This window comes from Bremerella alba (genome assembly GCF_013618625.1).
Taxonomy (GTDB): domain Bacteria; phylum Planctomycetota; class Planctomycetia; order Pirellulales; family Pirellulaceae; genus Bremerella; species Bremerella alba.
In genome coordinates this window covers 111557-136548 of sequence record NZ_JABRWO010000002.1, presented here as the reverse complement: position 1 = coordinate 136548, position 24992 = coordinate 111557, and the positions used below count along the sequence as shown (strand labels likewise).

19 protein-coding genes are annotated in these 24992 nt (G+C 56.1%); 9 read left to right on the top strand and 10 right to left on the bottom strand.

The window, feature by feature from the left end:
- Positions 1-186 precede the first annotated feature (186 nt).
- Both HOV93_RS03800 and HOV93_RS03795 read right to left on the bottom strand, forming a co-directional pair.
- A complete protein-coding gene (locus HOV93_RS03800) occupies positions 187-1449 on the bottom strand; it encodes an NAD(P)/FAD-dependent oxidoreductase (RefSeq protein WP_207395139.1) in 1263 nt (420 codons plus the stop codon).
- 37 nt (positions 1450-1486) lie between these two features.
- A complete protein-coding gene (locus HOV93_RS03795) occupies positions 1487-2434 on the bottom strand; it encodes a dihydrodipicolinate synthase family protein (protein WP_315853340.1) in 948 nt (315 codons plus the stop codon).
- A 134-nt stretch (positions 2435-2568) separates the two neighbouring features.
- Here HOV93_RS03795 and HOV93_RS03790 point away from each other — a divergent pair, with 134 nt between their 5' ends.
- The 4 genes from HOV93_RS03790 to HOV93_RS03775 all read left to right on the top strand — a co-directional run bounded on the left by HOV93_RS03790 (position 2569) and on the right by HOV93_RS03775 (position 8729).
- Complete coding sequence (locus HOV93_RS03790; RefSeq protein WP_207395138.1) at positions 2569-3306, top strand: AraC family transcriptional regulator; 738 nt, start codon at positions 2569-2571, stop codon at positions 3304-3306.
- 218 nt (positions 3307-3524) lie between these two features.
- Positions 3525-4259, top strand: coding sequence for a TetR/AcrR family transcriptional regulator (locus HOV93_RS03785; protein WP_207395137.1), 735 nt, complete (start codon positions 3525-3527; stop codon positions 4257-4259).
- Positions 4228-5553: an efflux RND transporter periplasmic adaptor subunit gene (locus HOV93_RS03780; RefSeq protein WP_207395136.1), complete on the top strand. Its 1326-nt coding sequence runs from the start codon at positions 4228-4230 to the stop codon at positions 5551-5553. Before HOV93_RS03785 ends, HOV93_RS03780 begins: the two co-directional genes overlap by 32 nt.
- 17 nt (positions 5554-5570) lie before the next feature.
- Positions 5571-8729, top strand: a complete 3159-nt coding sequence (locus HOV93_RS03775) for an efflux RND transporter permease subunit (RefSeq protein ID WP_207395135.1) — start codon at positions 5571-5573, stop codon at positions 8727-8729.
- Here HOV93_RS03775 and HOV93_RS03770 read toward each other — a convergent pair.
- The 6 genes from HOV93_RS03770 to HOV93_RS03745 form a co-directional block, all read right to left on the bottom strand.
- Entirely contained in the window at positions 8720-10612 is a 1893-nt protein-coding gene (locus tag HOV93_RS03770) for a LamG-like jellyroll fold domain-containing protein (RefSeq protein ID WP_207395134.1), read from the bottom strand. The genes HOV93_RS03775 and HOV93_RS03770 overlap by 10 nt on opposite strands.
- A gap of 8 nt (positions 10613-10620) precedes the next feature.
- Complete coding sequence (gene phnX, locus HOV93_RS03765; protein ID WP_207395133.1) at positions 10621-11418, bottom strand: phosphonoacetaldehyde hydrolase; 798 nt, start codon at positions 11416-11418, stop codon at positions 10621-10623.
- On the bottom strand, positions 11405-12568 hold the full coding sequence (locus HOV93_RS03760; protein WP_207395132.1) for a TIGR03364 family FAD-dependent oxidoreductase: 1164 nt from the start codon (positions 12566-12568) through the stop codon (positions 11405-11407). The genes phnX and HOV93_RS03760 overlap by 14 nt, the downstream gene beginning before the upstream one ends.
- A 20-nt stretch (positions 12569-12588) precedes the next feature.
- The gene (locus tag HOV93_RS03755; RefSeq protein ID WP_207395131.1) at positions 12589-13944 is read right to left on the bottom strand and encodes a DUF5690 family protein; all 1356 of its coding nucleotides are present in this window, start codon (positions 13942-13944) and stop codon (positions 12589-12591) included.
- 104 nt (positions 13945-14048) lie between these two features.
- Positions 14049-14957 (bottom strand): DUF1559 domain-containing protein, encoded by a 909-nt coding sequence (locus HOV93_RS03750; RefSeq protein WP_207395130.1) that lies wholly within the window; start codon positions 14955-14957, stop codon positions 14049-14051.
- Between the two features lie 51 nt (positions 14958-15008).
- Positions 15009-15494, bottom strand: a complete 486-nt coding sequence (locus tag HOV93_RS03745) for a hypothetical protein (protein ID WP_207395129.1) — start codon at positions 15492-15494, stop codon at positions 15009-15011.
- Between the two features lie 181 nt (positions 15495-15675).
- Between HOV93_RS03745 and HOV93_RS03740 the strand changes: the two genes are divergently transcribed.
- Positions 15676-16896, top strand: a complete 1221-nt coding sequence (locus HOV93_RS03740) for a XylR family transcriptional regulator (protein ID WP_207395128.1) — start codon at positions 15676-15678, stop codon at positions 16894-16896.
- Here the strand turns inward: HOV93_RS03740 and HOV93_RS03735 are convergent.
- Positions 16893-17402: a shikimate kinase gene (locus HOV93_RS03735; protein ID WP_207395127.1), complete on the bottom strand. Its 510-nt coding sequence runs from the start codon at positions 17400-17402 to the stop codon at positions 16893-16895. The genes HOV93_RS03740 and HOV93_RS03735 overlap by 4 nt on opposite strands.
- Positions 17403-17642: 240 nt before the next feature.
- On the opposite strand from HOV93_RS03735, the gene HOV93_RS03730 reads away from it, so the two are divergent.
- The gene (locus HOV93_RS03730; protein WP_207395126.1) at positions 17643-17816 is read left to right on the top strand and encodes a hypothetical protein; all 174 of its coding nucleotides are present in this window, start codon (positions 17643-17645) and stop codon (positions 17814-17816) included.
- A 185-nt stretch (positions 17817-18001) separates the two neighbouring features.
- On the opposite strand, the gene HOV93_RS03725 is transcribed toward HOV93_RS03730, so the two are convergent.
- A complete protein-coding gene (locus tag HOV93_RS03725; protein WP_207395125.1) occupies positions 18002-19150 on the bottom strand; it encodes a Gfo/Idh/MocA family protein in 1149 nt (382 codons plus the stop codon).
- Between the two features lie 215 nt (positions 19151-19365).
- Between HOV93_RS03725 and HOV93_RS03720 the strand changes: the two genes are divergently transcribed.
- From HOV93_RS03720 to HOV93_RS03710, 3 genes are all read left to right on the top strand, one after another.
- Positions 19366-20526, top strand: coding sequence for an AraC family transcriptional regulator (locus HOV93_RS03720; protein ID WP_207395124.1), 1161 nt, complete (start codon positions 19366-19368; stop codon positions 20524-20526).
- A gap of 512 nt (positions 20527-21038) precedes the next feature.
- Positions 21039-23231, top strand: a complete 2193-nt coding sequence (recQ, locus tag HOV93_RS03715) for a DNA helicase RecQ (RefSeq protein WP_207395123.1) — start codon at positions 21039-21041, stop codon at positions 23229-23231.
- Between the two features lie 343 nt (positions 23232-23574).
- Positions 23575-24405: a hypothetical protein gene (locus HOV93_RS03710; protein WP_207395122.1), complete on the top strand. Its 831-nt coding sequence runs from the start codon at positions 23575-23577 to the stop codon at positions 24403-24405.
- Positions 24406-24992 lie beyond the last annotated feature (587 nt).

Below are 24992 nucleotides of genomic sequence, written 5' to 3'. Positions count from 1 at the left end.
GCAAACAAGCGATAGAACAAACGCAGTAGTAAATCGCGCAAGCGATAAGGCAGTCTGTTTCAAGGGGCACCTCAAACAGTGGAGCAAAATAGGGAGGGGAAAAGGAAGGATGTTTCCCGCAATTCTAGTCAAAAACAAGACCGGCGCCGGGAGAACTACCTAAGAAATGTACTTGCGCTAGGGGAACTAAGCAAATCGAACAGGTGAGAATGGTTCGGGATCGATATGAGGAGTCAATTGTGTCACTAATTCGGCGACGAGTCGCCCGGTCGCCGCGGCCATGCTGAGGCCGAGCATGTTATGCCCAGTCGCCAGGTAGGCATTCTTTAAACGCGGAACTTGTCCAATGATCGGCAAACTGTCCCATGTCATGGGGCGCCAGCCATACCAGGTTGCTTGTCTATCACTGGTACTGGGCGTCCTTAGATAGGGTATAGCCGATTGGCGAAGTTGCTCGATTCGTTTCTCAGGAATCGATTGGTCGTAACCGCAGAACTCCATCATCGAACCCAAACGGTAGCCTCCCTCGAACGGCGAAACGCCCACTTTGTGTTCCGGCAGAAGCATGGGGTACTTTGGGCAGGCGACCGGCCGCGACATCGTCACGGAATATCCCTTGCCAGGTTGAATCGGAATGCGACACTCGAGGGACTTGCCCAACTGCGTGCTCCAGGCACCTGTTGCGATGACATATTGATCGGCATCCAGCGGCCCATGTGTGGTGTGTAAGCCAACGATTCGACCGTTCTTTTTCTCGATGTGCTGTAGTTCGCAGTGTTCGAGAAACGTGACACCGCGCTGTTTCAGCTTGGCTGTCCAATCGGCATTCAGTCGGTCGGGGCGAACCGAAGCGTCACCCTGATAGTGAAACGCCCCGGCCAAGTTATCGTTCAAGGCCGGGTCGAATGTGGAAAGCTCGCTGCCATCGATCCGCTTGGCAGACACCCCGAAGTGATCAGTCAGAAATCGATCGGTCTCGGCGAACGATCGCATTCCTTTTTCAGTCTGTAGAACATATAAGAGGCCGGTATCCTTCCATTCGCAGTCCAGCGACTCTTCCTTGACCAACCGGCGGTATTCGGTCATCGAAGCATCGAGGATGGTTTTCAGCGCGGTGCCCGAGGTCACCATCTGTCGATGATTGCAGCGGCGTGCGAACTGCCACATCCAATTCCACATCGCTGGACTAAAACGTGGCTTCACGCGGAACGGAGCATTCGGTTGAAACAGCGACTTGGCCGCCGTGCGAATGGCCTCAGGCTCGGTCAACGGTAGCACGTGGCTAGGGCAAATGTAGCCGCAATTACCATGCGAACAGGCACCGGCAATCGTCCCGCGATCGATCACGGTGACCTTCAAGCCCTGTTTCGAGAGATAGTGCGCACAAGCTATTCCGACGATTCCGGAACCGACAATCAGCACACTCTCAGGGGGCGAAGCGGTAATCATGCAGCAAAATCCAGCGAGGCAAGAACACGGATGATAACTAACCTTGAGACCCAGCCCACGAATCCCACCAATTGCGGAACAGTTGCCACTGAGCTTTCAAGTAATCGCGCTGGCTAGGGCTCAGTTGGTCGGTTTCGTTGAAGTGATGCTCGTACTCTGGATTGCCTTCGAGGACCATCAGGTACTTGTAATACAGCACCAGATCAGGTCCTTCGTCGAAGGTCGACAGGACGGTCAGCGCCTCGTTGAGTTCCCAGGCCAGTTTTCGCGACTGGGCGCAACCGGCCGCACCTTTCTCGCACAGTTCGACTAGACGAAGAATCTCTTTGGGCAGTGCATTGCCGACGCCAGTGATGGCTCCTTTGGCATTGCAGCGGAGAAAGCCGTGGTAGACCTGCGTGTCGACACCCACCATTAACACCAAGTCGGGATTGGTTCCGGTGATGTGCTCGGCGGCGTAGGTCAGGGAGTTGGCTCCGCCGAATTCCTTGAAACCGACGAGATTCGTGAACTCGCGCCGCAAGTCGAAGAATAAGTCCGCTTTCGTTTCAAAGCCATAATAAGGACTGTTGTAGATCACTGCCGGCAAGTCTCCGGCCGCGGTGAGAATGGCCGAGAAGTGATCGCGCTGGGCGGCCTTCGAGATCCCACGAGAAAGGACCCGCGGGATGACCATCAGACCGGCGGCCCCGACCTGCTTCGCATGAGCCGCATGCTCGGCGGCCAGTTTCGGATTCTGAGCCCCGGTTCCGACAACCACAGGAACGCCTGCTTCAGTAAGCTGACGGACCCCTTCCTGACGCTGCGCGTCGGTCAGCAAAGGCCAGTCTCCCATCGAACCGCAATAAACGACTCCCGACATGCCGACGTCGATCAACTCCTTGCCTTTGGCAACCAAGGCCTCGAAGTTCGGCGTACCATCCTTCTGGCATGGTGTCATAAGTGCTGGAATGCAGCCACGGAAAACTTGCGATTTGTCGTTCACAACGCTACTCGGTAAATAGGAATGGCCGGAGTAAGATTTCGATGTTTCCCTGATATTACCGTTTCAGCAGGCGTTTTGTCTTGACAAACGACCGAATTGCGACTTGAATTTGCGCATAGAATCAGAGGAGACCTATGATCTCGGAAATTCATAAAATTCTCGGTCAGTTGGATAAGCCATTCACCGGAGAAGAACTGTTCGACCATCTGCCAGACATTGTGTTTTTCATTAAAAACACCAAAGGGCAGTACTTGGTTGTGAACAACACGCTGGTCCAGCGGTGTGGTGCGCATAGTAAAAGCGATCTGATTGGCCGCCTGCCCGGCGAGGTGTTGCGTCCACCACTTGCGCAAAGTTTTGAGGACCAAGACCGCAAGGTTCTCGAAACAGGTCAGCCGCTCGTAGGGCAGTTAGAACTTCACTTCTACGCAACCCGCGATGTGGGCTGGTGCCTGACCAGCAAGTTGCCTCTTCGTAGTCAACAGGGGGAAGTTGTCGGCTTGGTGGGTGTTTCGCAAGATCTGCGACTCCCTGATCTTTCGACCGACGAATATCAGCACGTGATTGCCGCGATCAATTTCGCCGAAGCCAGCCTACATGATCCACCCAGTGTGGCCGAACTGGCCCATATTGCGGAAATGTCTCCCTACCAGCTCGACCGTCGCATGCGGCGCGTGTTTGGATTGACGACGGGTCAATGGCTACTGAAGTTGCGAATCGACCTCGCTCAACGTCGATTGAGGACCTCGGACGAGCCGATCTCGCACATTGCCATGGAAGCTGGCTATTCCGACCAAAGCGCCTTCACGCGGCAATTTCGTCGCGCAACTGGAATGTCGCCACGTGACTACCGCAATGCCCGCCGCGTTTAGCTGGTTCGCTTTGAAATGGGAAGCGTGTGTGTGGCCGTTAATGGGGCGGTTTAGGCCTGGGCGAGTTGTACGTAACGGCGTACTATTTCTAGTAGTCAGGTCACGACATTCATTTCCAGCGACTCTGTCAAAAGATTTTGCCGTGTCCGAGCCGATTTCATCAGAGATAAGATAATGATCCTTGCAAAAAATGGACGAGTCGTCCAAAATGAATTCAGATGCCAACATTAAGCCGTAAACAGCGAGAAATTCAGGACCGTGAAGCTCAGATTCTATCCGTAGCACGCGAAATGCTGCTCAAGGATGGTTACCTGGGAATGAGCATGGACCGTATCGCCGAAGCGGTGGAGTACGGAAAAGGAACCGTATACCGCCATTTTCCTAACAAGGAAGACATCATTCTGGCCCTGGCCGTCGAGACTCAAAAGAAACGCACCGCCTTGTTTCAAAGGGCATCGTTGTTTCGAGGCGCGTCTCGCGAGCGGCTGACCGCCGTCGGGGTTGCTTGCGAGCTGTTTGTGCGGTTGTACACGAGCCATTTTCATGTCGAGCAAGTTGTACGCTTGTCCTCGATCTGGGAAAAAACCTCGGAAAAACGGCAGAATGTGTTGCGAACGTGCGAACAGGCTTGCATGGGGATCGTGTCTGGAATTGTCCGAGATGCCGTTTCCCAGGGCGATTTAACACTGCCTGAGGATATCACGCCCGAGGATATGGTATTCGGTATGTGGGCGATCAATTTTGGGTCGTTTTCGATCATGTCGACCAGCGGATCGCTCGACGAAATTGGAATTGAAGACCCGACTCTCGCGATTCGTGGTTGCATTAATCACATGTTGGACGGTTTCGGTTGGAGATTGTTATCGACCGAACATGATTATGAAGCCGTTTTTGAGAAGGCCCTAACAGAGACTTTTGCCGATGAGCACCAGCAACTACTCGCCCAGCAGTAAGTCTTTTTTTGGCCAGAAGTGGACGAAGCGTCAACTTTGGACGTCGCGTCTTATCACGGGTTTTCTATTCGTGCTTTTGGTCGCAATTGTTGCGCTGCTTCGCTACCCATTCGCCAGTGCCCAACCGGTACCTACACCTAAGGCCGAGCCCTTGCCGGTAGCGGTCGTACCGGTCGAGCCGCAGGAAAGTTACACCGCCCAGCGTACTTACACCGGCATGCTGGTTGCCGCCAAGACGAGCGAACTAAGTTTCGAGCTTCCCGGCAAGATCACTCAGCTTTCGGTCGATGAAGGGGATCATGTGCAAGCCGGCGACCAGCTTGCCGTGCTGGACGATCGGCATCTCTTGGCCAGAATTGCCCAGACGAAAGCCGAACGCAATCAGCAGCTTGCCATTCTCGAAGAACTAACAGCAGGCCCGCGGTCCGAAGTTATCGACGCCGCATCTGCCGAAGTGCGGCAATTGAATGCCGAGCTTCACCTGCAACAAGCGAACAAGAAGCGTCGAGAACAGCTCATCGAGCGAAGTGCCATTTCGCAAGAGACGTTAGAAGACGCCGTATTCGGAGCCGAAGCCGCACAAGGTCGACTCGATGCGGCCAAGAGTCGGCTGGAAGAATTGCAAAAAGGAACACGTGTCGAACAGGTTGACGCCCAGAAAGCGAGAGTGGCCGGTCTCGAAGCTCAACTTGCCGATTTGCAGCACGAAGAAGAGGACACGCGGCTCGTCGCGCCCTTCTCAGGCACGATTGCCCGGCGAAACTTCGACGAGGGATCGGTCATCAGCGCCGGCCAGGCCGTATTTCGCCTCGTCCAGCATGAACCGCTCGAAGCATGGTTCGGATTACCGCCCGACGCGGCATCTACTTTGTCGTTAGGCGACCCGTTGCCGGTAACCGTCAACGGACAAACGCGGTCCGCGAAAGTCACCGGTATCATCCCAGAACTTGATACAAAGACCCGCACGCAGACGATCGTGCTGACGCTTGCCGCGGATGTAGCTCATGGTTGGGTACCAGCTCAGGTCGCACGGGTTTCGCTTGCCAGCGGGCGTAAGAGTGACGGTTTCTGGCTACCCAATTCGGCGCTGCTGCAAGGTTCACGCGGCCTCTGGTCGGCTTACGTCGTCGACCAGGATCACCGCGTGGCGCGCCGTGATCTGGAGATCATCTATAGCGAGAGTGAGCGTTCGTACGTCCGCGGCACGTTGACATCCGGCGAACAGGTCGTGGCCAGTGGCGTCAATCGTTTGGTGCCTGACATGCAAGTCCGTATCCATCCGGCAAGCGAGTAAAAGAAGTGAGTGAATCTATGTTCAACGCATTCTATCGCGACAAACGGATGCTGATCCTGACGATTGCTGTCGTCGCTGTGGCGGGACTCTCTTCGTACTTTGTGCTTCCCCGTCTGGAAGATCCCACGCTTACCCCGCGTTTTGCCATCGTAACGACCTTGTTTCCAGGGGCTCGCGGCGATCGTGTCGAGGTTCTGGTCAGCGATCGTCTTGAAGAAGAACTGCAAGAGATCGAAGAGATCAAGGAAATTCGCTCGACCAGCCGTGCCGGGGCTTCGTCGATGGTGATCGAACTACGTGACGACGTCTACGAGGTCGGGGAGATCTGGTCCCGTATTCGCGACAAAATAGACGATGCCCAGGTTGGTTTTCCTGAAGGGGTCGGAGAGCCTGATATCGACTTGATCACAACCAAGGCCTATGCCTCGATCGTGGCCTTGAAGTGGACCCAAGATAGCGCCCCCAGCTATGCGATCCTCCTGCGGTTGGCCGAGCAATTAGAAGATCGCCTGCGGAGTGTGCCGGGGACGGAAGACGTCGAGATGTTCGGCGAGCCGGAAGAAGAGATCTCGGTCGAGGTCCATCCCGCACAGTTGGCAAGCATTGGTCTCACGGCGGCAGACGTCGCGCAGCAGCTTGCCGCTAGTGATGCCAAGCTGTCCGCCGGTCAGGTACGTTCTTCGCATTCTAACTTCCTGATGGAAGTCGATAGCGAGTTGGACTCGATCAATCGTATCGCCGAGACCCCTGTGCAGTACGGGCAAGATGGTAGGTTCGTCCGCTTAGGTGACATTGCCAGCGTCGATAAAGGAATCGCCCAGCCACCTCGGCAATTGGCCATCATTGATGGCCAGGCAGCGGTCACGGTGGGAACGCTCGTGCGCAGTGACTACCGGCTCGACGTTTGGAATGCCGAGGCGCAACGCGTCATCTCAGAGTTCGAATCGCAGTTGCCTAAAGGGGTTCAGCTGGCCCGCATGTTCGAGCAAAGCCCTTACGTCGAGGCACGGTTGACCAATTTACTATTTAACTTGGCGATCGGTGGCGCAGCGGTGGTGGGCGTGATTTTCGTTCTGATGGGCTGGCGAAGTGCCATTGTGGTTGGCACGGCGTTACCCCTTTCGGCATTCATGGTTCTCGCCGGCATGCGGTTCATGGAGATACCCATGCACCAGATGTCGATCACCGGGCTCATCATCGCGTTGGGCCTCTTGATTGACAACGCTATTGTGATGGTCGACGAGGTTAAGACGCGTATGGAAGAAGGGGACGACGCAAGCCATGCCGTTGCCAGTAGCACGCGTCACTTGGCGATTCCCTTGTTGGGCAGCACGTTGACGACTGGCCTGGCGTTCGCACCGATCGCGCTCATGCCGGGGCCGGCCGGCGAGTTTGTGGGAACGATCGCCATTAGCGTGATGCTGGCGATCGGGAGTTCCTTTCTACTGGCGATGACCGTCACACCAGCCTTGGCGGCGTTATTTACCGACTCGAAGCAAGCCGGAGATCGCCACTGGTGGACCATCGGAATCGAAAGCCCCAAGCTGGCCGGTGCCTGGCGCAATACGTTGGACTTCCTATTAGCGCGGCCCCTATTGAGCATCGGACTTTCCATCGTTCTGCCGATCTTCGGTTTTGTGCAAGCCCGACTCCTGCCAGAGCAGTTCTTCCCCCCGGCGGATCGAAATCAATTTCAGATCGAGCTAGAGCTTCCACCTCAAGCATCGATCAATTACACCGCCCAGACGGCTCGTAAGATCAGCCAGATTGCTAAGACGCACCCCGAAGTTACCGGCATCGATTGGATTTTGGGAGAGAGCGTCCCTTCGTTCTATTACAATATTGTGCGGCGGAGAGAGAACAACGCGCCATATGGTCAGGCCATCGTGCAATTGAAGTCGGCCGAAGGGGCCGCTGAAGTGATCAACCAGTTGCAGAAAGAGTTCGACCAAGGCGTGCCGGAAGGGCGAGTGCTGGCCCGTCAATTGGAACAAGGGCCGCCGTTTGATGCGCCGGTCGAGCTACAGTTGTTTGGCCCCGATCTTCAGGTGCTGCGATCTTTAGGAGAACGCGTTCGGGCCGAATTGGCTCAAATTCCCGAGGTCACGCACACGCGTAGCGACCTGGGAGACGACCTCCCTAAGTTTGCGCTGGTCTTGGATGAAGAGAAAACTCGCCTGGCAGGTCTCAGCCATACGCAAGTCGCTCAGCAGTTGGCTGCTTCCACTGAAGGAGCTTTGGGGGGGACGGTTCTCGAAGAAACGGAAGAGTTACCGGTACGTGTTCGGGTACCTGAATCGTATCGCGCAAGCCTGTCCGATATCGCCTCGCTCGACCTGGTTGTGCCTGGTAGTAACAGCGAAGGAAAGTTGAATACCGTTCCATTTTCGGCGGTGGGTTCTCTGGAACTAAAGCCGGAGATTTCTGCCGTGACGCGTTTGAACAATCTGCGTATGAACGAGGTCAAAGGGTACGTTAAAGCAGGGGTTCTGCCGTCGGTCGTTTTGGCGAAACTCGAAGACCGGCTGGCAGAGTCAGGCTTCGAGTTCCCGGCCGGCTACCGAATGGGACTCGGAGGCGAAGCGAACGGGCGGAATCAGGCGGTGGGCAACTTGATGTCCAGTGTTGGTATTCTCATGGTGTTGATGGTCGCCACGTTGGTACTCTCGTTCAGTTCGTTTCGTGCCGCCTCGCTGATTGGTGGGGTGGGCTTGTTCTCCGTCGGTCTCGGCTTGGCTGCCTTGTGGATCTTTGGCTATCCCTTTGGGTTCATGGCCATCGTCGGAACCATGGGCTTGGTAGGGATCGCCATTAACGACTCGATCGTTGTGCTCGCCGCACTACGCGAGAACGAGCAGGCCAAAGCGGGAGATCCGATCGCCGTCCGCGAGGTCGTGATGCGATCGACACGGCACGTCGTCGCCACCACGGCTACGACCGTCGTTGGCTTCTTGCCGCTGGTGTTATCGGGTGGCGGCTTCTGGCCACCCCTTGCAGTTTCGATCGCCGGTGGCGTGGTCGGTGCAACGATGCTGGCATTGACCTTCGTGCCCACCGCGCACATGGTATTAGCCAATCCGGCGATGCTCAAGCTGCCGTGCAAACGGTCGAAACGCGTCGAGGCGAGCACTTCGACCGGCAGCTTTTCAAAAGATGGTACCGCAGTTTATTCCTGATCTTGGCCGGTCTTCTTTTCAATCACCATCTGATCGAACATGCGATTGTCGAGATCGTAGGCCTGGAACTCCAGTTTCGCACCGTTGATACGAACCATCGCGTAATGGTGACCGCGTCGAACAGTGTTCATGAAGAAGGGGCGAATGGGACCTGGCGTTTCCAAGGGGCCACCACCTCCGCCGGTGATCATGTAGACCGGCCCACCCTGGTTGACGGCCTTGTTCTCGAGAATGGGCCAGGTGCGTTCGTACGAATGGATATGACCATTCCACACGATATCGACGTGATACTTTTCATAAAGTGGGACCAACTGACGAGCCTTGGTGTCGCCTCGCGTCCCTTTATTGGTCTTCCAAAGATTGCCGTAGTCGTTCTCATCGGAAGAGTAGGGGGGATGATGATGGCAAACAAATTTCCACGCGGCATCCGATTCGGAAAGAGTTTTCTCGAGCCACTTATATTGCTCGGACTCAGGATCGACATTGCGATTGGAATCGATCATGAAGAACTGTGCGTTGCCAAAACGATACGTGTAGTAGTACTCGGGACTGGGTAGGGAAACGTAGTCGTAATAGTACTGGGCGTTGCGTTCGTGATTGCCGAGAACCGGGTAGAACGGCACGTGCCGAATCAGCGGGTTCATGCTCGGAAAGAAGTGCTGTGTCCAGTGCGAATCATCAGGCCCTACAGAGACCAGGTCGCCGGGGTGTAGCAAGAAGCTGGGACGTTGCTCCCAAGCCAAGCCGGCCAGCTTTCCGCTGACGGTAGGGTTGCCTTGGGTATCGCTAATCACCGCGAACGCAAACGGCGTGTCCTTATGGACGGCCGTTTGAAACGTCGCAACCTCACTCAGAAGCGGTGGGCCCTCTTCCGTTAGGCGTGTTTCGGTGCGATAGAAGTATTGCGTTTCCGGTTGCAGGTCTTCAATGCGGATCTCGTGAACCGTCTTCAGGTCAGCCACATCGATTCGCTGTGGGCACTGGGCCGTTTCTCCATAGAACAGTGTGCCCATCGCCGGTCGATTCGATCGCCACATGACGGTCATCGTGGTTTGCGTGCCAAACTGTAGATAAGGATCAATCACGAAGTCGAGCGGTTCATGAATTTCAACCGGCGGAAGCTTGGCAAGATCTGCGTTGTGCTCGTAGTCGTGCTCGACCCACCCTTTCTTGGCGGCCAGATCGTAAAGTACCACGTCGCGAATGCGGCCGCGTTGACTGTGGAACTCGTTGTCATCGCGATAAGCCCCAATCATGAAGGGGGCTTTCCCCGGGTAATGGATTGGCCCGGATTGAGCCGTGGTTTCTGCATCCAGTTTACCGTTCACATAAAGTTGCATGGTCTTGCCGTCGTACACGGCAACCACGTGATACAGCTTGCCGGACTCGTATTTTGTTGTTCCCTTTAAGTAGGTTAATTTGCCGGGGCCGTTGTCGCCGCGCAAAGCGAAGGTGAACGTCGTTTGGTCATAGCCTAGCAGCCAGCCCGATTCGTTCGAGCCGTTATCCTGGATCACGCCTACCAAACCACCCCATTTCTCGGGCCGGTCGACCGACACAACCACAGAAACCGTAAGCGACTCACTGGGTAGGAACTTAGCGGCTTCGTTGTGATCTTCTGCCAGGACGATGCCTGACATCTTGCCAGAAAGGAACAACGCCTCTTCGTACTTTTCGCCTAGCATTTGGTGCTTCCCGAGCACGGTCCCGTCGGGGCCGCGTCGGGCACGCAGCGTGGTGGCCTCCGCTTCGGTGACCACTCCTTGCGAATCAAACCGCCAGCGAGCCAACGGATCGGGCCCTTCATGGGCTTGGCTGAATTGGGAAGCCGTCGCAAAGACTGCCGCAGTAAGTAAGACGATAGGTAGCGGGAATTTAGTCATGGCAAAGCTTAGATTTGAGCAAGGATGGAGGGGAGGTCAGCAAGGGTGTCGATAACGAAGTCGGCTTGAGCTTCGCGGAAAATCGCCCGAACAGGCTCGAGCAGGGCATCGCGCTGGTCGGCAGACAGGGCATCGTACTCGGCTTGTGTCAAACCAAGCTGGTTGCCCGATGCGGCCACCCCGATGGTAACGCAGCCGGCCCGTTTGCCTGCGGCGATCCCCACCGGCGTATCGTCGACTTTGACGACTTGCGATGGATCGGTGATACCGGAGAGCGACATGATCTTCTGAATCATGTCCGGTGCAGGACGACCTTGCGGCACCTCGTCGGACGTAATGACATAGTCTGGCGAGATCCCCTGGTCAGCAGCGAACGGAAGCAGCACGTCCATGAGTTCACGTGTGTAACCAGTCGTCGAACCGATCTGGATGTCTTGCTGACGCAGTTGAGTCAGCACGTCTGCCGCGCCAGGGATAGCACCGGCGTGTTGACTGAGGATTGTTTTCTGCAGTGGAAGGAAGTCAGCGTAGATGGCGTCGACATCTGCTTCCATCGGCAACGCTCCGAATTTGGTTTCCCAGCGGGTAGCCACTTCCGGTATCGCCAAAATCGCTGCGATATGGTCCCGTTTTGCGGCACCCATGGGTTCGCGTGCTTGCGCGGTGGTCACCGGCACGCCGCGCTGCTGGAAGAGGGCCAGTAAGACTTCAACCGGGGCCTGGCATCCGAAGTCAATCATCGTGCCTGCCCAGTCGAAAATGACCAGGCGGGCCGAAGTTTGAATAGCCGAGTTAGTTGGAACCATGAAGCACCTCCCATTGTGCCGATTTGTGCCAGCGATTGATGATCGATTCCGAGAAAGCTAAGGCCAGAGTCATTCCGTTGCCGCCGAAGCCATTGACGACGAGAACCTCCGGACGAACCTCGCGAACGAAGCACATCTGGCTAGGGTGCTTGGCGTACAAGCCGTGCCAACGTCTTGTAATGTTCCAAGTAGGGACGGTCATGATCTTTTGAAGTTCCTGGATCATAAGCGTGTCGATCTCGGCCTTATCGGTCGGCTCGATGTCGTCTCCGTATTCGTGCGAATCACCCAAGATCAGTCCGCCGTTGTCGGCCTGAGATGCCATGACATGGATGCCGTAACGATCGAGTTCCGGCGAGTCGTTGGCAATACGCTGTTTGACGTCCGCTAGCGAAGGGCAGCCCTGAAACGAAGGATAGTGTCGAAGGGTCAGTCCGCTGGCGATATGCGGCCCCAGATTCCAGCCGATCGGCTGCGAATCGGTGAGCATCATCTGCAGCTTGCACAGCTTCAGACGCTCGGCCGCGTGGGCTTCCGGAAATAGGTGCTGAAAGTAAGCACCGGTGGCGATCACGATTCGTTCGGCCGTCCAAGTCTTTCCGTTGGAACCGGTCACGAGCCCCGAGTCGACTTTGGTGATGGGCGTATTGAAATGAAACTGCACGTTGTGGGCGTCGGCCAAGTGGGCGGAAACGGAACTGATCGCGGTCGGAGGTGTCACGCGTAGTTCAGAGCGTGAATAGAGACCTCCCGTTAAACCGTTGGGGTTCGCCGATGGTGTGAGAGCTGCGATTTGCTCTGGGGTTACCAGTTCGATATCAAGACCGTCGCCTGCGGTCGAAGCGGCAAACTCTTGCAGTACGGCCAACTCGTCATCGTGATGAGCCAGATGAAGCGAGCCGCACTCTTGCACAGGAAAGCCTGCGACGGCGCCCAGCTCTTGCCACAAAAAACGACTGCGAAGTGAGATCGCCCGCTGCGTTCCCTCGGGTTGTCCTATCGGCCAAACCATGCCGAAGTTGCGAATGCTGGCTCCCTCTGCACGCGAGTTGTTGTCGAAAACGGCCACCGTGTGGCCTTGTTTTGCGGCCGCCCAGGCATGGCCCAGACCGACAATGCCGCCCCCAACGACGATAAGATCGTAATGCATGTGAAAGTCTTTCATTCCTGCTACGAAATTACTTCGGCTGTCTGAGGACGCGCCGAAGGCTGTGAAGTACAGTTCGTGCCCAGTGCCCGCTTGTGGTTGCCAATCAAGATTGCCAGACCACTCACCACCAGGCAGCCCATTCCGATTACTGAAAGGACAAAGGAAAAGTGTTGAAAGAACGTCAGGCGATCGAGGGAGTCGGCTCCCAGGTCTTTGTAAAGCTGAACGCCAATGCTACCTGTGTACCCAAGTGCATCGGCCAAATAGATGCCAAACACGGCGCTGCCAGCCCCACGCAGCGCGACCAGCCGTTCAAACAACACTGCGTTGAAAGGGACGTAGGCCAAATAGCTGCCCAGGCCCACCAATATCATCCACGTCAGCCCTGGTATCATCCCGGCGAAACTCATGCTCGTCGAGACAAAGATCAGGGCCATACCGACCAGCATCGACGTGTAGATGGCCGCTAGACCATGGCGGTGATTCTGCACGAGAATCAGCGCACCCAGCGTGAGCGTTACGAACAACGCGACGGGAAGTTCCATTCTCGAGAAAATCGCCGGAGCTTCCGCATATCCGAGTTGGTTCAAGATTTCGACAGAGTAGTTGTCACGAAAATCGCGGTAAGCGGTAAGGCCGGTGTAAAACAGCAACAGGGGCCAAAGCGTGTTCCACTGCGATCGCACAAACGACCAGCGATCGGTCGTGGACATTTTGCCCCGCTTAGATCGCGATTGAATATCCGCGGCGCTAGGGGCTGGTAGCCATAGCAGCATCCCCAGGGCCAACAAAAACATCGGCAGGAAGCACAGACCAGTGACCGCCGGCATCCAGTACGGATCGACCCCGGCATTGATCCACCCCCGGCCGACATCTTTCACAACCCCGCTCGAGACGATAAACGAGCAGCACAAACAGGCCAGCAGAAGGTCGCTACTGCGCCGACCTTCCAGGTATCGAATGACCAAACCCCAAACCATGCCCAGGGGGACCCCATTAAGAAAGATAGCAAACACCTTCCCTGGCAACGGTAACACGGCAAAAAGAACCAGCGCGAACTCGGCGATACTAATCAGGCCCAGCAGTGCCCAGGCGCGAAAGCGATCGGGGATCCGTGTGCAGAGATCGATGCCGAGGTACTTCGACAAGGCATAACCGATGATCTGAGCAATGACGAAGGTCGTCTTCAGTTCGATGCCACTTCCCCAGAGACCTTCGCCGGCGTAGGTCGCCGCCGTAAAGGGCTTGCGAAACGCGTACATGGCGAAGTAAACCAGGAACCCAGCGGCAGCGGCCGTCGCAATGACCGACCAACGGCTGGGTTGAGCTTCACGTGTTTCAGTGGTGGGCTGGTTGTTCACGGTTCTGTCAGACAAGTGGGTATCGAGATTCAAATGACAAGGAATGGGTCAGTCAAGTCAGATCCCTTCTCGGTCACAGCACAAACCGAGAAGGGAACCTTGGAGCGACTTGCTTGTGATTAATACTCGCCGATGACTTCGCCGTCGCGACGATTGCCAAGACGACGATAGTTGTCAGCATCGATCGTTTCGGTAATGAAGCGGACGCTGCCGTCCCCCAGCACAAACTGAGATCCGCCTGGGTGTTGGCTGCCGAAGGAAAGTTCTTCCGGGCCATTCATTCGTAGGCCCGTCGATCCAAGGACTTCCGAGTAATCGCGGCTTACGTCGAGATCGTCGCCACCAAAGTACCAATGATCTTTACGGGTATTTGAGGTATCCGAGTCTTCGCGGCCTGAGAAGTCAGCATCGGTCGCGGGAACGGCTTCGCCAATCAAGATGGTATTGGACGAACCATCGGTGACGTCTCTCAAGGCGATCTTGCTAAAAGGAAAGAAGGCGCCATCACTGTCGGTAATTCCGCTATAAGAGTCGGTGGTCACAATGCCGGAGACGCATCCCAGATAGGTGGCGGGGACACGCTTTTCTATTATCCATGTATCGCTGCTTTGATCGCGTTTGTGCTCTGGGATCGCCGCCGATGGGCAACGTAAGACAGGGAAAACCGTTTCACATGCGATCGTACGGCCATTGGTTGCATTGCCGGAACCATTTCCCCAGTTATTACTCTCGTTGAAAGGGCCGATCGTATCGTAAACGTTACCGAGTTCCATCTGCGGCAAGATATGTGTCGACCAAGCCGTACCGCTGCTGTCGCCTGCATAGGGAAACGTCAGAAACGTATCGTGATAGTTGTGCATGGCGATGCCCAACTGCTTCAGGTTATTTTGACAAGACATGCGTCGTGCTGCTTCGCGAGCTTGTTGAACCGCTGGCAAAAGCAGGGCGATCAGAACTCCGATAATCGCGATCACGACTAAGAGTTCGACTAATGTGAAACCGCGACGGTTAGTGAAACTAGTCTGCATTTGAATCTCCCCCGGAGAAAACGAGACGGACAATTGATCGTAAAATGAACGTTAAGATTTGGAACCGTGACGTGAGCGTGTCTGGCCGACGCGTAGCTTGCCACCGGAACGTGATTGCAATGTGACGTCGAGGATGGCATCCTTAACCGGAGCGGTCAGACGAACCGTCGTGGTGCTAGGCGATTGGTATTGCTCGGGAATCACATTCTTCGCGCCCGATTCCGACGGCTTCATATCTGGCGACGGTGCTTTTCCGTTAGGCAAGGCAAACTTTTCAAACGTCACGTGATATTCGCCAGCGGTGAGATTGGAATCGCTGGTGATATGGAAGTGCCCTTGGGAATCGGTACGCACGGTAGCCGACGCGCCGGTCACCTCGACATCCGCCAACCACAGCGTTAACTGGACATCATCGGCCGGTTTGCCGTTGATCAGAACCTGTCCATCCACCGTTGCCGGCGAAGAAACTACCCCACATCCACTGTTGATCGCAGATAGTAGAATGAGCGTCAAAAGAACGGAGACACTTCGAGACATCGGGGCACCTTGCAATATGAATGATTTGGGTTGTTGCTCTCGAACGAATGAAATTATGCGAAATGATCCCCTTGGATGACGATGACGTTTTGCGTCAACTTTATTGAGTGTTCTCCCCTTATCTTCACAATTTCTTGATCTAATGGCGGGTGAATAGGTTAACAACGCCAGAGAGTTCCACATGAGTTCCACCAACCCTGCACCCGACGTATCGCCCAAACCGAACCCGCAAAGCTCGATGGCGAGCTTAAAGACGCGTCGTAGGATTGCGGTGCTCGTGCAAACTTCCAGTGCCTGGAGCCGGCAAGTGCTAGCCGGGGTAGCCGAACACGCGATGGAATCGGGCGGGTGGGACTTCTGGATTGAGCCGCGCGGTTTCTACGAACACATCGAAATCCCCCTCTCTTGGAGCGGGGAAGGGGTGATCTGTCGGCTGACGAGCGAAGATCTGGTGGGGCAGATTCAGCAGCGGCGATTACCGGCGGTGAATGTCTCGTGGTTGGGCGAGCACTCGCCAACGGTTCCCAAAGTGGTTTCCGACGAGGTAGCCTGCGGTCAGATGGCGGCCGAGTTTTACTTGAAACGCGGGTGGCACTTCTTCGGGTTCGTGGGGCCTCCGCCGCAGCTCAATTATTCGGACAAGGTCGAAAAGGCTTTCGCTTCCACGGTTGGCGAGGCAGGGCGGACCGTCAAACGTTTCAACCATGAACCGAATTCAGGCACCATTACCATCGGCCAGGAACATCCTCAGATGGCCGAATGGTTGATGGCACTCCCCAAGCCGGTCGCCCTCTTGGTTTGGACGACGGCGATCGGACAAGAGATCGCGCTGCTTTGCCGACAGATTGGTATCTCGGTACCGGACGACGTAGCGATTTTAGCCGTCGAACTCGACCCGCTTGTCTCGGCCATGTCGCCGGTTCCCATTGCGTACATCGACCAATCCCCCAGGCGTGTCGGAGCCCAAGCCGCCGCGCTGCTGGAAAGAATGATTCAAGGCGCCCCGGCACCTGTCGAGCCTGTCTTGGTTCCACCCCGCGGAATTGCCGAACGCATGTCGGTCGACAACTTGTTCGTCGAAGACGAGATCGTTCGCCAAGCCATGGATTTCATTCGCGAGCGTATGGCCGAGGCAATCCAGGTGACCGATGTCGCGTCGCATGTGGCCCTCTCAAGGCGCGTGCTAGAGAACCGTTTTGAGAAGGCGCTTAGGCGTAGCCCTGCCCAGGTTATTCGCCGGACGAAACTAACCCATGCGATGTATTTGCTTAGTGAAACCGATCTGACGGTTCAAGAGATTGGCTTTCAGACCGGGTTCTTTCACCAGGAAACGTTTCTGCGTTTCTTCAAACGCGAGTCAGGCCACACGCCAACCGAATACCGGACCAGTGCCAGCCGCTAACTTAGCGCCGCCTCGATCCGTTCACAAATGCGTTCGACATTCAATCCGTCGCACTCAATGGTGATCTGGGCGTACTTTTCGTACAGCGCGTTGCGCTCGTGCAGAAGCTGTTCCAGGCTTTGGCCCGGTTTCAACGCGATGCCACGCGTTGCCATGTCGGACAGACGCTGCTCAAGGGTCGCCAGGCTAGTCTTGAGAAATACGATCCGGCCTAGCTTTTGAAGGTGGGCCATCCCGTCCGGGCCGTAGCAAACACTTCCTCCGGTGGCGATCACGTGGTAGTCGACCGCCAGGCTCAAGACGGCTTCTTCCTCGATTTGGCAGAACCGATCGAAGCCGTCGACATCCATAATCTGCTGCAGCGTCCGCTGTTGGCTAGTCTGAATCACCAGATCCGTATCGACGAACTGTCGATTGATGCGTTTGGCCAGGACGACCCCGATCGTGCTCTTTCCAGAACCAGGCATACCGATCAGCGTGACGTTGGTGCCAGCTTCAACTGTCATAAGGACTCATCACAGGAAGGTGTTTGCGTAAAATCGTTCCTTTTATCTCACGACAAACCAGGCGTCTTGCCAACCCTGCTGGTCGCGAAATGATCGGGAATCGGGAGAGAATTTGTGGACTTCCCGAATTTCGCTCCTGACATGCAAAGAGGGATAGGAGCTTGGCCACCGACGAGATTAGAATTACCCAAATCGGATTCGCGTGAATCCATCAAGTATGTCCCTGAGGCATCGTTCTATATGACCAAGAAGACCGAGATCGAAAACAAAGTTGCGGTGAAAATGGCCCTTGCTGCGAAATATCGTCACCTGGCGGCGATCACCCACAGCATTCCGGCCAAAGCCAAGTTCCTTCGCCGCAGCGAGTGTTTCCAGCGTCAAGCTGGCGTGATCGGTAAAGCCCTGGCTGCCTAGTCATGAGCTGTCCAGGGTTATCGAGATCTGACTCGATAACCCGTAAAACATGGAACGCCCTGAACGATCCTCATGGGCTTCAGAGCGTTCCTCTCTTTAACCGTTCGAACGAAAAAAGCGAACAGCAATCGCCTCAAACCGGGCTTCTGTTGTCCGCTCATTGGATTCGCCAGCGGGTTCGCGTCTTAAGAAGCGGTGACAGTCTTACGGGGGCTTGGCTTCTGCAGCGTGAACTCTGGCAGACGCACGATCTCGCCACCCTTTTTGGTCGACTCGTGAGCACAGATTCCCACGCAGGTCCAGTTGGCCGAAGTCACCGCATTGGGCAGTGGGTCGCGATCTTCCAGCAAGGCACTGATCATCTCGTTGACCAGGTGCGGATGCGAGCCGCCGTGACCACCCCCTTGGATGAACGATAGGTGATCGGCGTCTTCGATTGACTGTGTAAACTTCTGAATCGGTTCCGGCAGAAGATGCGCGAAGTCTGGGATCTCGACGTGCGAAGCGATTTCGTGTTCCGGCAGCTTCGCCGTATGCAGCACGTGCGGTTCCCCCTCGACCAGCGACCACTCGAAGCTCTTCTTGGTCCCGTAAACGTCGAAGCTTTCGCGGTATTGACGAGCCGTATCAAACAAAAATCGCCAGATCTGGGCCGAGATGTCGGTGTCCTTAATCTTGATATGGCACGACTCGACGGCATACGGGTTGCCGGATTTCTTCGCCAGTTCGTTGTTGATGCTACCCGAACCGAAGCAGCTGACGTATTCGGCCAGGCCGTCTACCAAACCCAACACGGGGCTGACAACGTGTGTGGCGTAGTGCATGGGGATCATGCGTTCCCAATACTCGGGCCAGCCGGCCATGTCTTGCGGGTGCGAGGCCTGCATGTATTGAATTTTGCCCAACTCGCCCGTCTCGTACAGCTGCTTAATGTACAAGTACTCGCGGCTATAGACGACCGTTTCGGCCATCATGTACTTCAGACCGGTCTCGGCCACCTTCTCGACGATTTGCCGGCACTCGTCAATGGTGGTGGCCATCGGCACGGTGCACATGACGTGCTTACCGGCATCGAGCGCCTTCAGCGACATCCACGCATGATCGGGAATCGGCGAATTGATATGGACAAAGTCGACCTCCGGATCCGCCAGGACGTCGTCGTAGTCGGTGTAGCGTTTTTCAATACCGAACATATCGCCCGACTTCTGCAGCGCTGCTTCGTCGCGACGGCATAGGGCGTAAACGTTAGCGTTGGGATGAGCCTGGTAAATGGGAATGAACTCGGCTCCAAAACCCAAACCGATCATTGCGACGTTAATAGTCTTTTCGCTCATTGGAATTACCTGGAGGGGCTTAGACGAGGTGAATAGCAGTAGCTTACCCCTTTTAGAAGAACAGAAACATTCCCATGACGCCATGAGAAAACTTGCACTAAACAATAGGTATTTCACACGCCAGGAGGAATCTCTTCCGTAATTCGGCTATCATAACGATCCCCGTTCCCTTATCGATAAATCACCCCCGCTGCTTTTCAACTCAGAGGACGACCATGATTCAACCTCGCAAGGAGGTCGCTCTATTGATCGAAACCTCCAACGAGTATGCCCGAGGTCTCTTGGATGGCGTCGTGAGGTACATGGAAGAATACCAGCGGTGGTCTATCTTTCTGCCTGAGCAAGGTCGCGGAGCGAAGCCTCCGAAGTGGCTCAAGCAGTGGAACGGCGATGGGATCATTGCCCGGGTAGAAACGCCTGAGATCGCGGCCGCATTGAAACCATTGAACATCCCGATAGTCGATGTCAGCGCTGCCCGTTTGATTCCGGAACTGCCATGGGTAGAAACCGACGACAAGGCAATTTCGGAGATGGCGGTCGAGCATCTCCTGCAGCGCGGCTTTTCGCACTTCGCGTTTTGCGGCGATAGCACGTTCGCGTGGAGCAAGCTTCGCGAGAAGTACTTCGTCGAAGCGCTCGCCGAGCATGGCCACGGGTGCCACGTGCTTGATCTGCCGACCGGCGAAGACGGCAAGAACTCGACCCCCAAGAACGTACAGAAGCTCGACCGTTGGATCGAACGCCTGCCCCAGCCGATCGGGATCATGTCTTGTTTCGATATCCGCGGCCAGCTGCTTCTAGAAGCGTGTCGAGAGTTGGAAATCGACGTTCCGCGGCAGGTCGCCGTGATTGGGGTCGATAACGATCGTCTGCTATGCGATCTCTGCTCGCCACCGCTGTCGAGTGTGATTCCCGACAGCCGTCGCACAGGCTTCGAGGCCGCCAGAATGCTCGATTTCATGATGAAAGGGCAAACGCCCAAGGAAATAATGAAGCTGATACCGCCGCTGGGCATTGCGACGCGCCGCTCGACCGACGTGCTGGCGACGGAAGATCCATTAGTGGGCATGGCCATGCAGTTTATTCGCGAACACGCCTGTGACGGCATCAACGTCGGCGATGTGCTCAAAGCGGTCGACAGCACGCGTCGAATTCTCGAGTACCGCTTCAAACAAATCACCGGTCAAACGCCACACGAAGCCATCGTCCACCAGCGCCTCGATAAAGTCCGCCAGTTACTGCACGACACCGATCTAAGCATCGGCGACATCGCCGACCGCGCCGGCTTCGAGCACGTCGAATACATGAGCGCCACCTTCCGCAAAAAAACCGGCCTCTCGCCGACCGCTTACCGACGTAAGGTGCAACCGAACTAGCAGTCTGTCTCAACGGTATCACCAGGGTGGCCCAGAGATTCATCTCTGGGTCGGCATGGCCGCCAAGCGGCTAGTGCAAGAACGCGAACCAGTAGCTAAGCCCCCATCGGGCTCAAGCCGAACTCACAAGCCGCTTGTGCCTGCGGCACCCAGAGATAAAACTCTGGGACAACCGAGTTTGCGTTCCCCTGGTTGAGCAGGCGATACGCTCACAGCATCCAAGCCAAGTCCAGTCGATCGTCTCTACGGTCCCAAATACCAGGGTGGCCCAGAGATTCATCTCTGGGTCGGCATCGCCGTCAAGCGGCTAATGCAAGAACGCGAACCAGTAGCTAAGCCCCCATTTTTACTCCAGCCGGGACATGAGCCATGAAGCTTTGCCAGGGCGTTATCTCAGCCACGGTTGCCTCTCAGAATGAACACCTTTACACTTAACGTTCCTCGCTGATGGCGATGCGAAGGACGGATCGCGCGGGGTGTTTTCTCGCATTCTCGCGCTTCAGGCCTATATCATGGATTCTACGTCGCCAGCCAGTACCGATGATTTGCTGGCGACCATACATAAGTACTGGGGATACGAACAGTTCCGTCCCTTACAGCGCGAGGCGATGGAGTCGGTCCTTGAAGATCGTGACTCGGTCGTGGTTATGCCCACCGGGGGTGGTAAGTCGCTCTGCTACCAGGTGCCGGCTCTCTGCAAGCCAGGCGTCGCCGTAATTGCTTCGCCACTGATTTCGTTGATGAAAGACCAGGTCGATGCCCTGACGGCATGCGGCATCCGCGCGGCCTGCATCAACAGTACCGTCACGCTGGCCGAACGTCGTTCGATTGCCGCTGATGTGCGAAGTGGTGCCACAAGACTACTATATCTCGCCCCCGAGCGGCTACTTTCCGATCGGACGCTTGACTTTCTCAGCGGCGTCGACGTCTCTTTCTTCGCCATCGACGAATCGCATTGTATCAGCGAATGGGGTCACGACTTCCGGCCTGAGTATCGCATGATGCGGATGCTTAAAGATCGCTTCCCCGGCGTCGGCGTTCACGCCTACACGGCCACCGCAACCGAACGCGTGCGAAGCGACATCGCCCAGCAGTTGGGGCTGATTGAACCAGAAATGTTGGTCGGCTCGTTTGATCGACCGAATCTGGTCTACCGCGTGCAACGTCGCAAAGATCGTTTCGCCCAAATCCAAGAGGTCGTTTCGCGGCATGCCAACGAGTCGGGCATCGTCTATTGCATTCGCCGGGCCGATGTCGAATCGATCGCTCAGCAGTTGAACGACAACGGCATCAAGGCCTTGCCCTATCATGCAGGGCTTAGCGACCAAGAGCGTCAGAAACATCAGGAAGACTTCATTCAGGAACGAGTCGACGTTGTGGTTGCGACGGTCGCTTTCGGCATGGGCATCGACAAATCGAACGTTCGCTACGTGGTGCACGCAGGTATGCCGAAGTCGCTGGAAAGCTATCAGCAGGAAAGCGGCCGGGCCGGGCGCGATGGGCTGGAAGCCGAGTGCGTCATGCTCTATTCCAGCGGCGACCTGGTGACCTGGAAACGAATGCTCGGTGACCTGCCGGACTCTGCCCAACAGGCCGCGTTCCATTCCCTGGAAGCCCTCGACCATTTCTGCATCGGCACCGAATGTCGCCATCAAATGCTCGTCAGCTACTTCGGCCAAGACCTGCAAGAGCCGGAGTGCGAAGCGTGCGATGTTTGCTTGGGAACTGTCGACCTGGTAGAAGACGGCATGATTTTGGGGCAGAAGATCCTCTCGTGCATTGCCCGCACCGGCGAACGCTTCGGGGCAGATCACAACGCCAAAGTGCTGTGCGGTTCACGCGATAAGCGGGTTCTTGAACTTGAACACGATCAGCTAAGCACTTACGGGCTGCTGCAAGATCAAAGCATCCGCGCGGTACGCACCTGGATCGAACAACTTGTCGGGCAACGAATGCTGGCCAAAACAGGCGAGTTCAATGTCTTGAAGCTGACCGAAAGTGGCCGTCAACTTTTACGCGGCGAGATTACGCCCAAGCTGACCAAGCCTGACGGCGAGAAAGAAGAGCGACCCAAGCGGCAGCGAAAATCAGACGACTGGGAAGGGGTCGACCGCGACCTGTTTGAATCGCTCCGATCGCTACGAAGAGAGAAGGCCGAAGAGGCTGGCATCCCGGCTTATATCGTCTTCGGCGACAGCTCGCTTCGCGAAATGGCGCGGCACCGTCCTTCGACGATGGAAAGCTTTCGTCTGATCAAAGGAGTCGGAGATAAGAAGTGCCAGGACTATGGCGACGTTTTCACGCAGCACATCGCCGCTTATTGCCAAGAGCAAGGGCTGGAAGTCGATACGGTCGAGACGCAGGTCATCGTGGCCCCCCGGCGTGAACCTCCGAAGAATCAATCACCGAAACTTAAAGACGCGTTCACCTTGTTCGCCCAGGGAAAGACGGTAGACGAAGTGGCCGCGATCATCGAGCGAGCCAACTCCACCGTGCAAGGCTACCTAGAGCAGTTCATCCGAGAACAAAAGCTGGAAGATGCAACGGCCTGGGTAACCGGCGAAACGGCCCGACGCATCGAAGCAGCCATCGAAGAGTGCGGCCAACGAGCCCTACGCCCCATCTACGAACATCTGGGCGAAGAGGTCACGTACGAAGAGATCCGCATCGTCGTCGCCTGCCTGCAAAACCGCGAGTCCCCGTAGCCCGAGTTTGCAAAGCACCCAGCCAAACCGAATCAGGCCGAGGAGTAAACGTCCCCAGCCATGATCCGTAGTGCCCCGCGTGAATCTAGAAAAAATTTTGATTTGAGCACTATACATATGCTACACCAGGCTGATATACCTAAATCATGCCCAGGGGACGCTTCCCCGGCACCATGCCTATTTTCTTTTTAGGCATACGAAAAACAGTACCCAGTTTCGCTGCTAGACAAGCAGCAAACCGTAGGGCCCGCGTGTCGCGGGTCGGACGCCTGGTACCCGCTTCGCGACCCGCGACACGCGGGCCCTACTTAAACTAAACCCAACACCACACAAGAGCACCGTTATGTCCCATCACCACGAAAAACCTGAAAAACACGAACCGGGCGCCTCCGCGCACGGTTCGCAGGTTGCCGTGATCGATGGCAACCGACTCCTATGCCCCTGCTGCGGCGAAGTGCTGGCGATACTGGCCGACGAGCCTCCGAAAGAGCCACCCTTCGAGAACCCCATGCACCGGGCCGAGCACGGTAACGATCCGTTAGGCCGCCCGCAAGGGGCAACCTTGAGCGCGATCATTCGAAGGCAAGAAGCCCAAGAGGCGATTACGCGTAAGCCAGAAGAACCCCCGCAAGTAACCGAGGAAGAACACTTCACGCGAGTAATGGACGAAGCAGGTCCCAGCTACCGGGCAGATCCGTTGGTAGTACCCATCGATCCCGAGATCGAAGCGTACGAATTCCCCAAGGAAGATCCGCCCACGATTGAGAAGCCCAAGAAGTGCCAACCTCCTAAGCTTCCACCACTAGAGCCTCGACCGAAACGCGAGCGCCAGCTTCACCATCGTTACCGCGAACGGGAAATCCGTCGCAGCAAACAACCAATCCAAGAACCGTTGTCCTACCAAGAGAAACGGTTCTTCGCGTGGACCTACTACCGGATGAAGGCGCTCAACCTGCAACTGCAGGGAGAAATATGCGCCAAGCAGGAAGAGATCGACGCGTTAGAGCGTGAACTCAACCGCCCGCACGAAACGCCCTCCAACAAAGAACGCCCAACCACCCAGCCAACAAAGCACCGGGTGCCATGCCCACGTCTTCGTGGGCATGCGAAAAAGGTCGTCCAGAACAGAAGACGTGACCGGGCACGTCAAGCCAAAGAACGCGGTCCACCCTAACAACGCGGCCCTTCACGCAGGGTAGGGTGTGAGCAGAGACGCGAAGCGGAACGTATCGCACCGAATACGGCCTCCATCCCATGGCAACGCGACAACGTTGTGCATGGTGCGATTCGCTGCGCTGCTCAGCACCCTACGGCAGAACAGGGCTCTCTTCTCATGTCCCCTCTCTGTGCGGGTACAGGGGCGAGGGGACCAGAGAGGCATATGGCAACACGTAACCGTTGTTCCTGGTGCAACTGTCGGCGCTACTCGGCACCTTACAGCGTAACTCTCTTTTTCACGCGCTGCGTGAATCTTTACGCTGCGCCGGGCACTTATTTCGGCGGCTCAGCCACGGGGGTGGCGTTGCGCTGGGGGCGTGTTTCTGTCGGCAGATCGCTCCGGCAAAGTGCGGCGCGAAGGTTCGGTTTCTATTGTTTGAGTCTTCCGACACAGGATCGATAAGTAAAACAAACTGACGAAGCGTAGCCTTCCAATCACACGGCATGTAATTCTCCCTTGCAGGCAGTGAAATGGAAAAAATAAGTGTGAGTCCCTGTCGATGAGGTTGCAGGCGGATAATCGAAGAAGCCGGCCCAAGGTGC

Coding starts and splice junctions, on each gene's coding strand:
- HOV93_RS03800 (WP_207395139.1), bottom strand. CDS start 1,449: ATGATTACCGCTTCGCCCCCTGAGAGTGTGCTGATTGTCGGTTCCGGA.
- HOV93_RS03790 (WP_207395138.1), top strand. CDS start 2,569: ATGATCTCGGAAATTCATAAAATTCTCGGTCAGTTGGATAAGCCATTC.
- HOV93_RS03785 (WP_207395137.1), top strand. CDS start 3,525: ATGCCAACATTAAGCCGTAAACAGCGAGAAATTCAGGACCGTGAAGCT.
- HOV93_RS03780 (WP_207395136.1), top strand. CDS start 4,228: ATGAGCACCAGCAACTACTCGCCCAGCAGTAAGTCTTTTTTTGGCCAG.
- HOV93_RS03775 (WP_207395135.1), top strand. CDS start 5,571: ATGTTCAACGCATTCTATCGCGACAAACGGATGCTGATCCTGACGATT.
- HOV93_RS03770 (WP_207395134.1), bottom strand. CDS start 10,612: ATGACTAAATTCCCGCTACCTATCGTCTTACTTACTGCGGCAGTCTTT.
- phnX (WP_207395133.1), bottom strand. CDS start 11,418: ATGGTTCCAACTAACTCGGCTATTCAAACTTCGGCCCGCCTGGTCATT.
- HOV93_RS03760 (WP_207395132.1), bottom strand. CDS start 12,568: ATGCATTACGATCTTATCGTCGTTGGGGGCGGCATTGTCGGTCTGGGC.
- HOV93_RS03750 (WP_207395130.1), bottom strand. CDS start 14,957: ATGCAGACTAGTTTCACTAACCGTCGCGGTTTCACATTAGTCGAACTC.
- HOV93_RS03745 (WP_207395129.1), bottom strand. CDS start 15,494: ATGTCTCGAAGTGTCTCCGTTCTTTTGACGCTCATTCTACTATCTGCG.
- HOV93_RS03740 (WP_207395128.1), top strand. CDS start 15,676: ATGAGTTCCACCAACCCTGCACCCGACGTATCGCCCAAACCGAACCCG.
- HOV93_RS03735 (WP_207395127.1), bottom strand. CDS start 17,402: ATGACAGTTGAAGCTGGCACCAACGTCACGCTGATCGGTATGCCTGGT.
- HOV93_RS03730 (WP_207395126.1), top strand. CDS start 17,643: ATGACCAAGAAGACCGAGATCGAAAACAAAGTTGCGGTGAAAATGGCC.
- HOV93_RS03725 (WP_207395125.1), bottom strand. CDS start 19,150: ATGAGCGAAAAGACTATTAACGTCGCAATGATCGGTTTGGGTTTTGGA.
- HOV93_RS03720 (WP_207395124.1), top strand. CDS start 19,366: ATGATTCAACCTCGCAAGGAGGTCGCTCTATTGATCGAAACCTCCAAC.
- recQ (WP_207395123.1), top strand. CDS start 21,039: ATGGATTCTACGTCGCCAGCCAGTACCGATGATTTGCTGGCGACCATA.
- HOV93_RS03710 (WP_207395122.1), top strand. CDS start 23,575: ATGTCCCATCACCACGAAAAACCTGAAAAACACGAACCGGGCGCCTCC.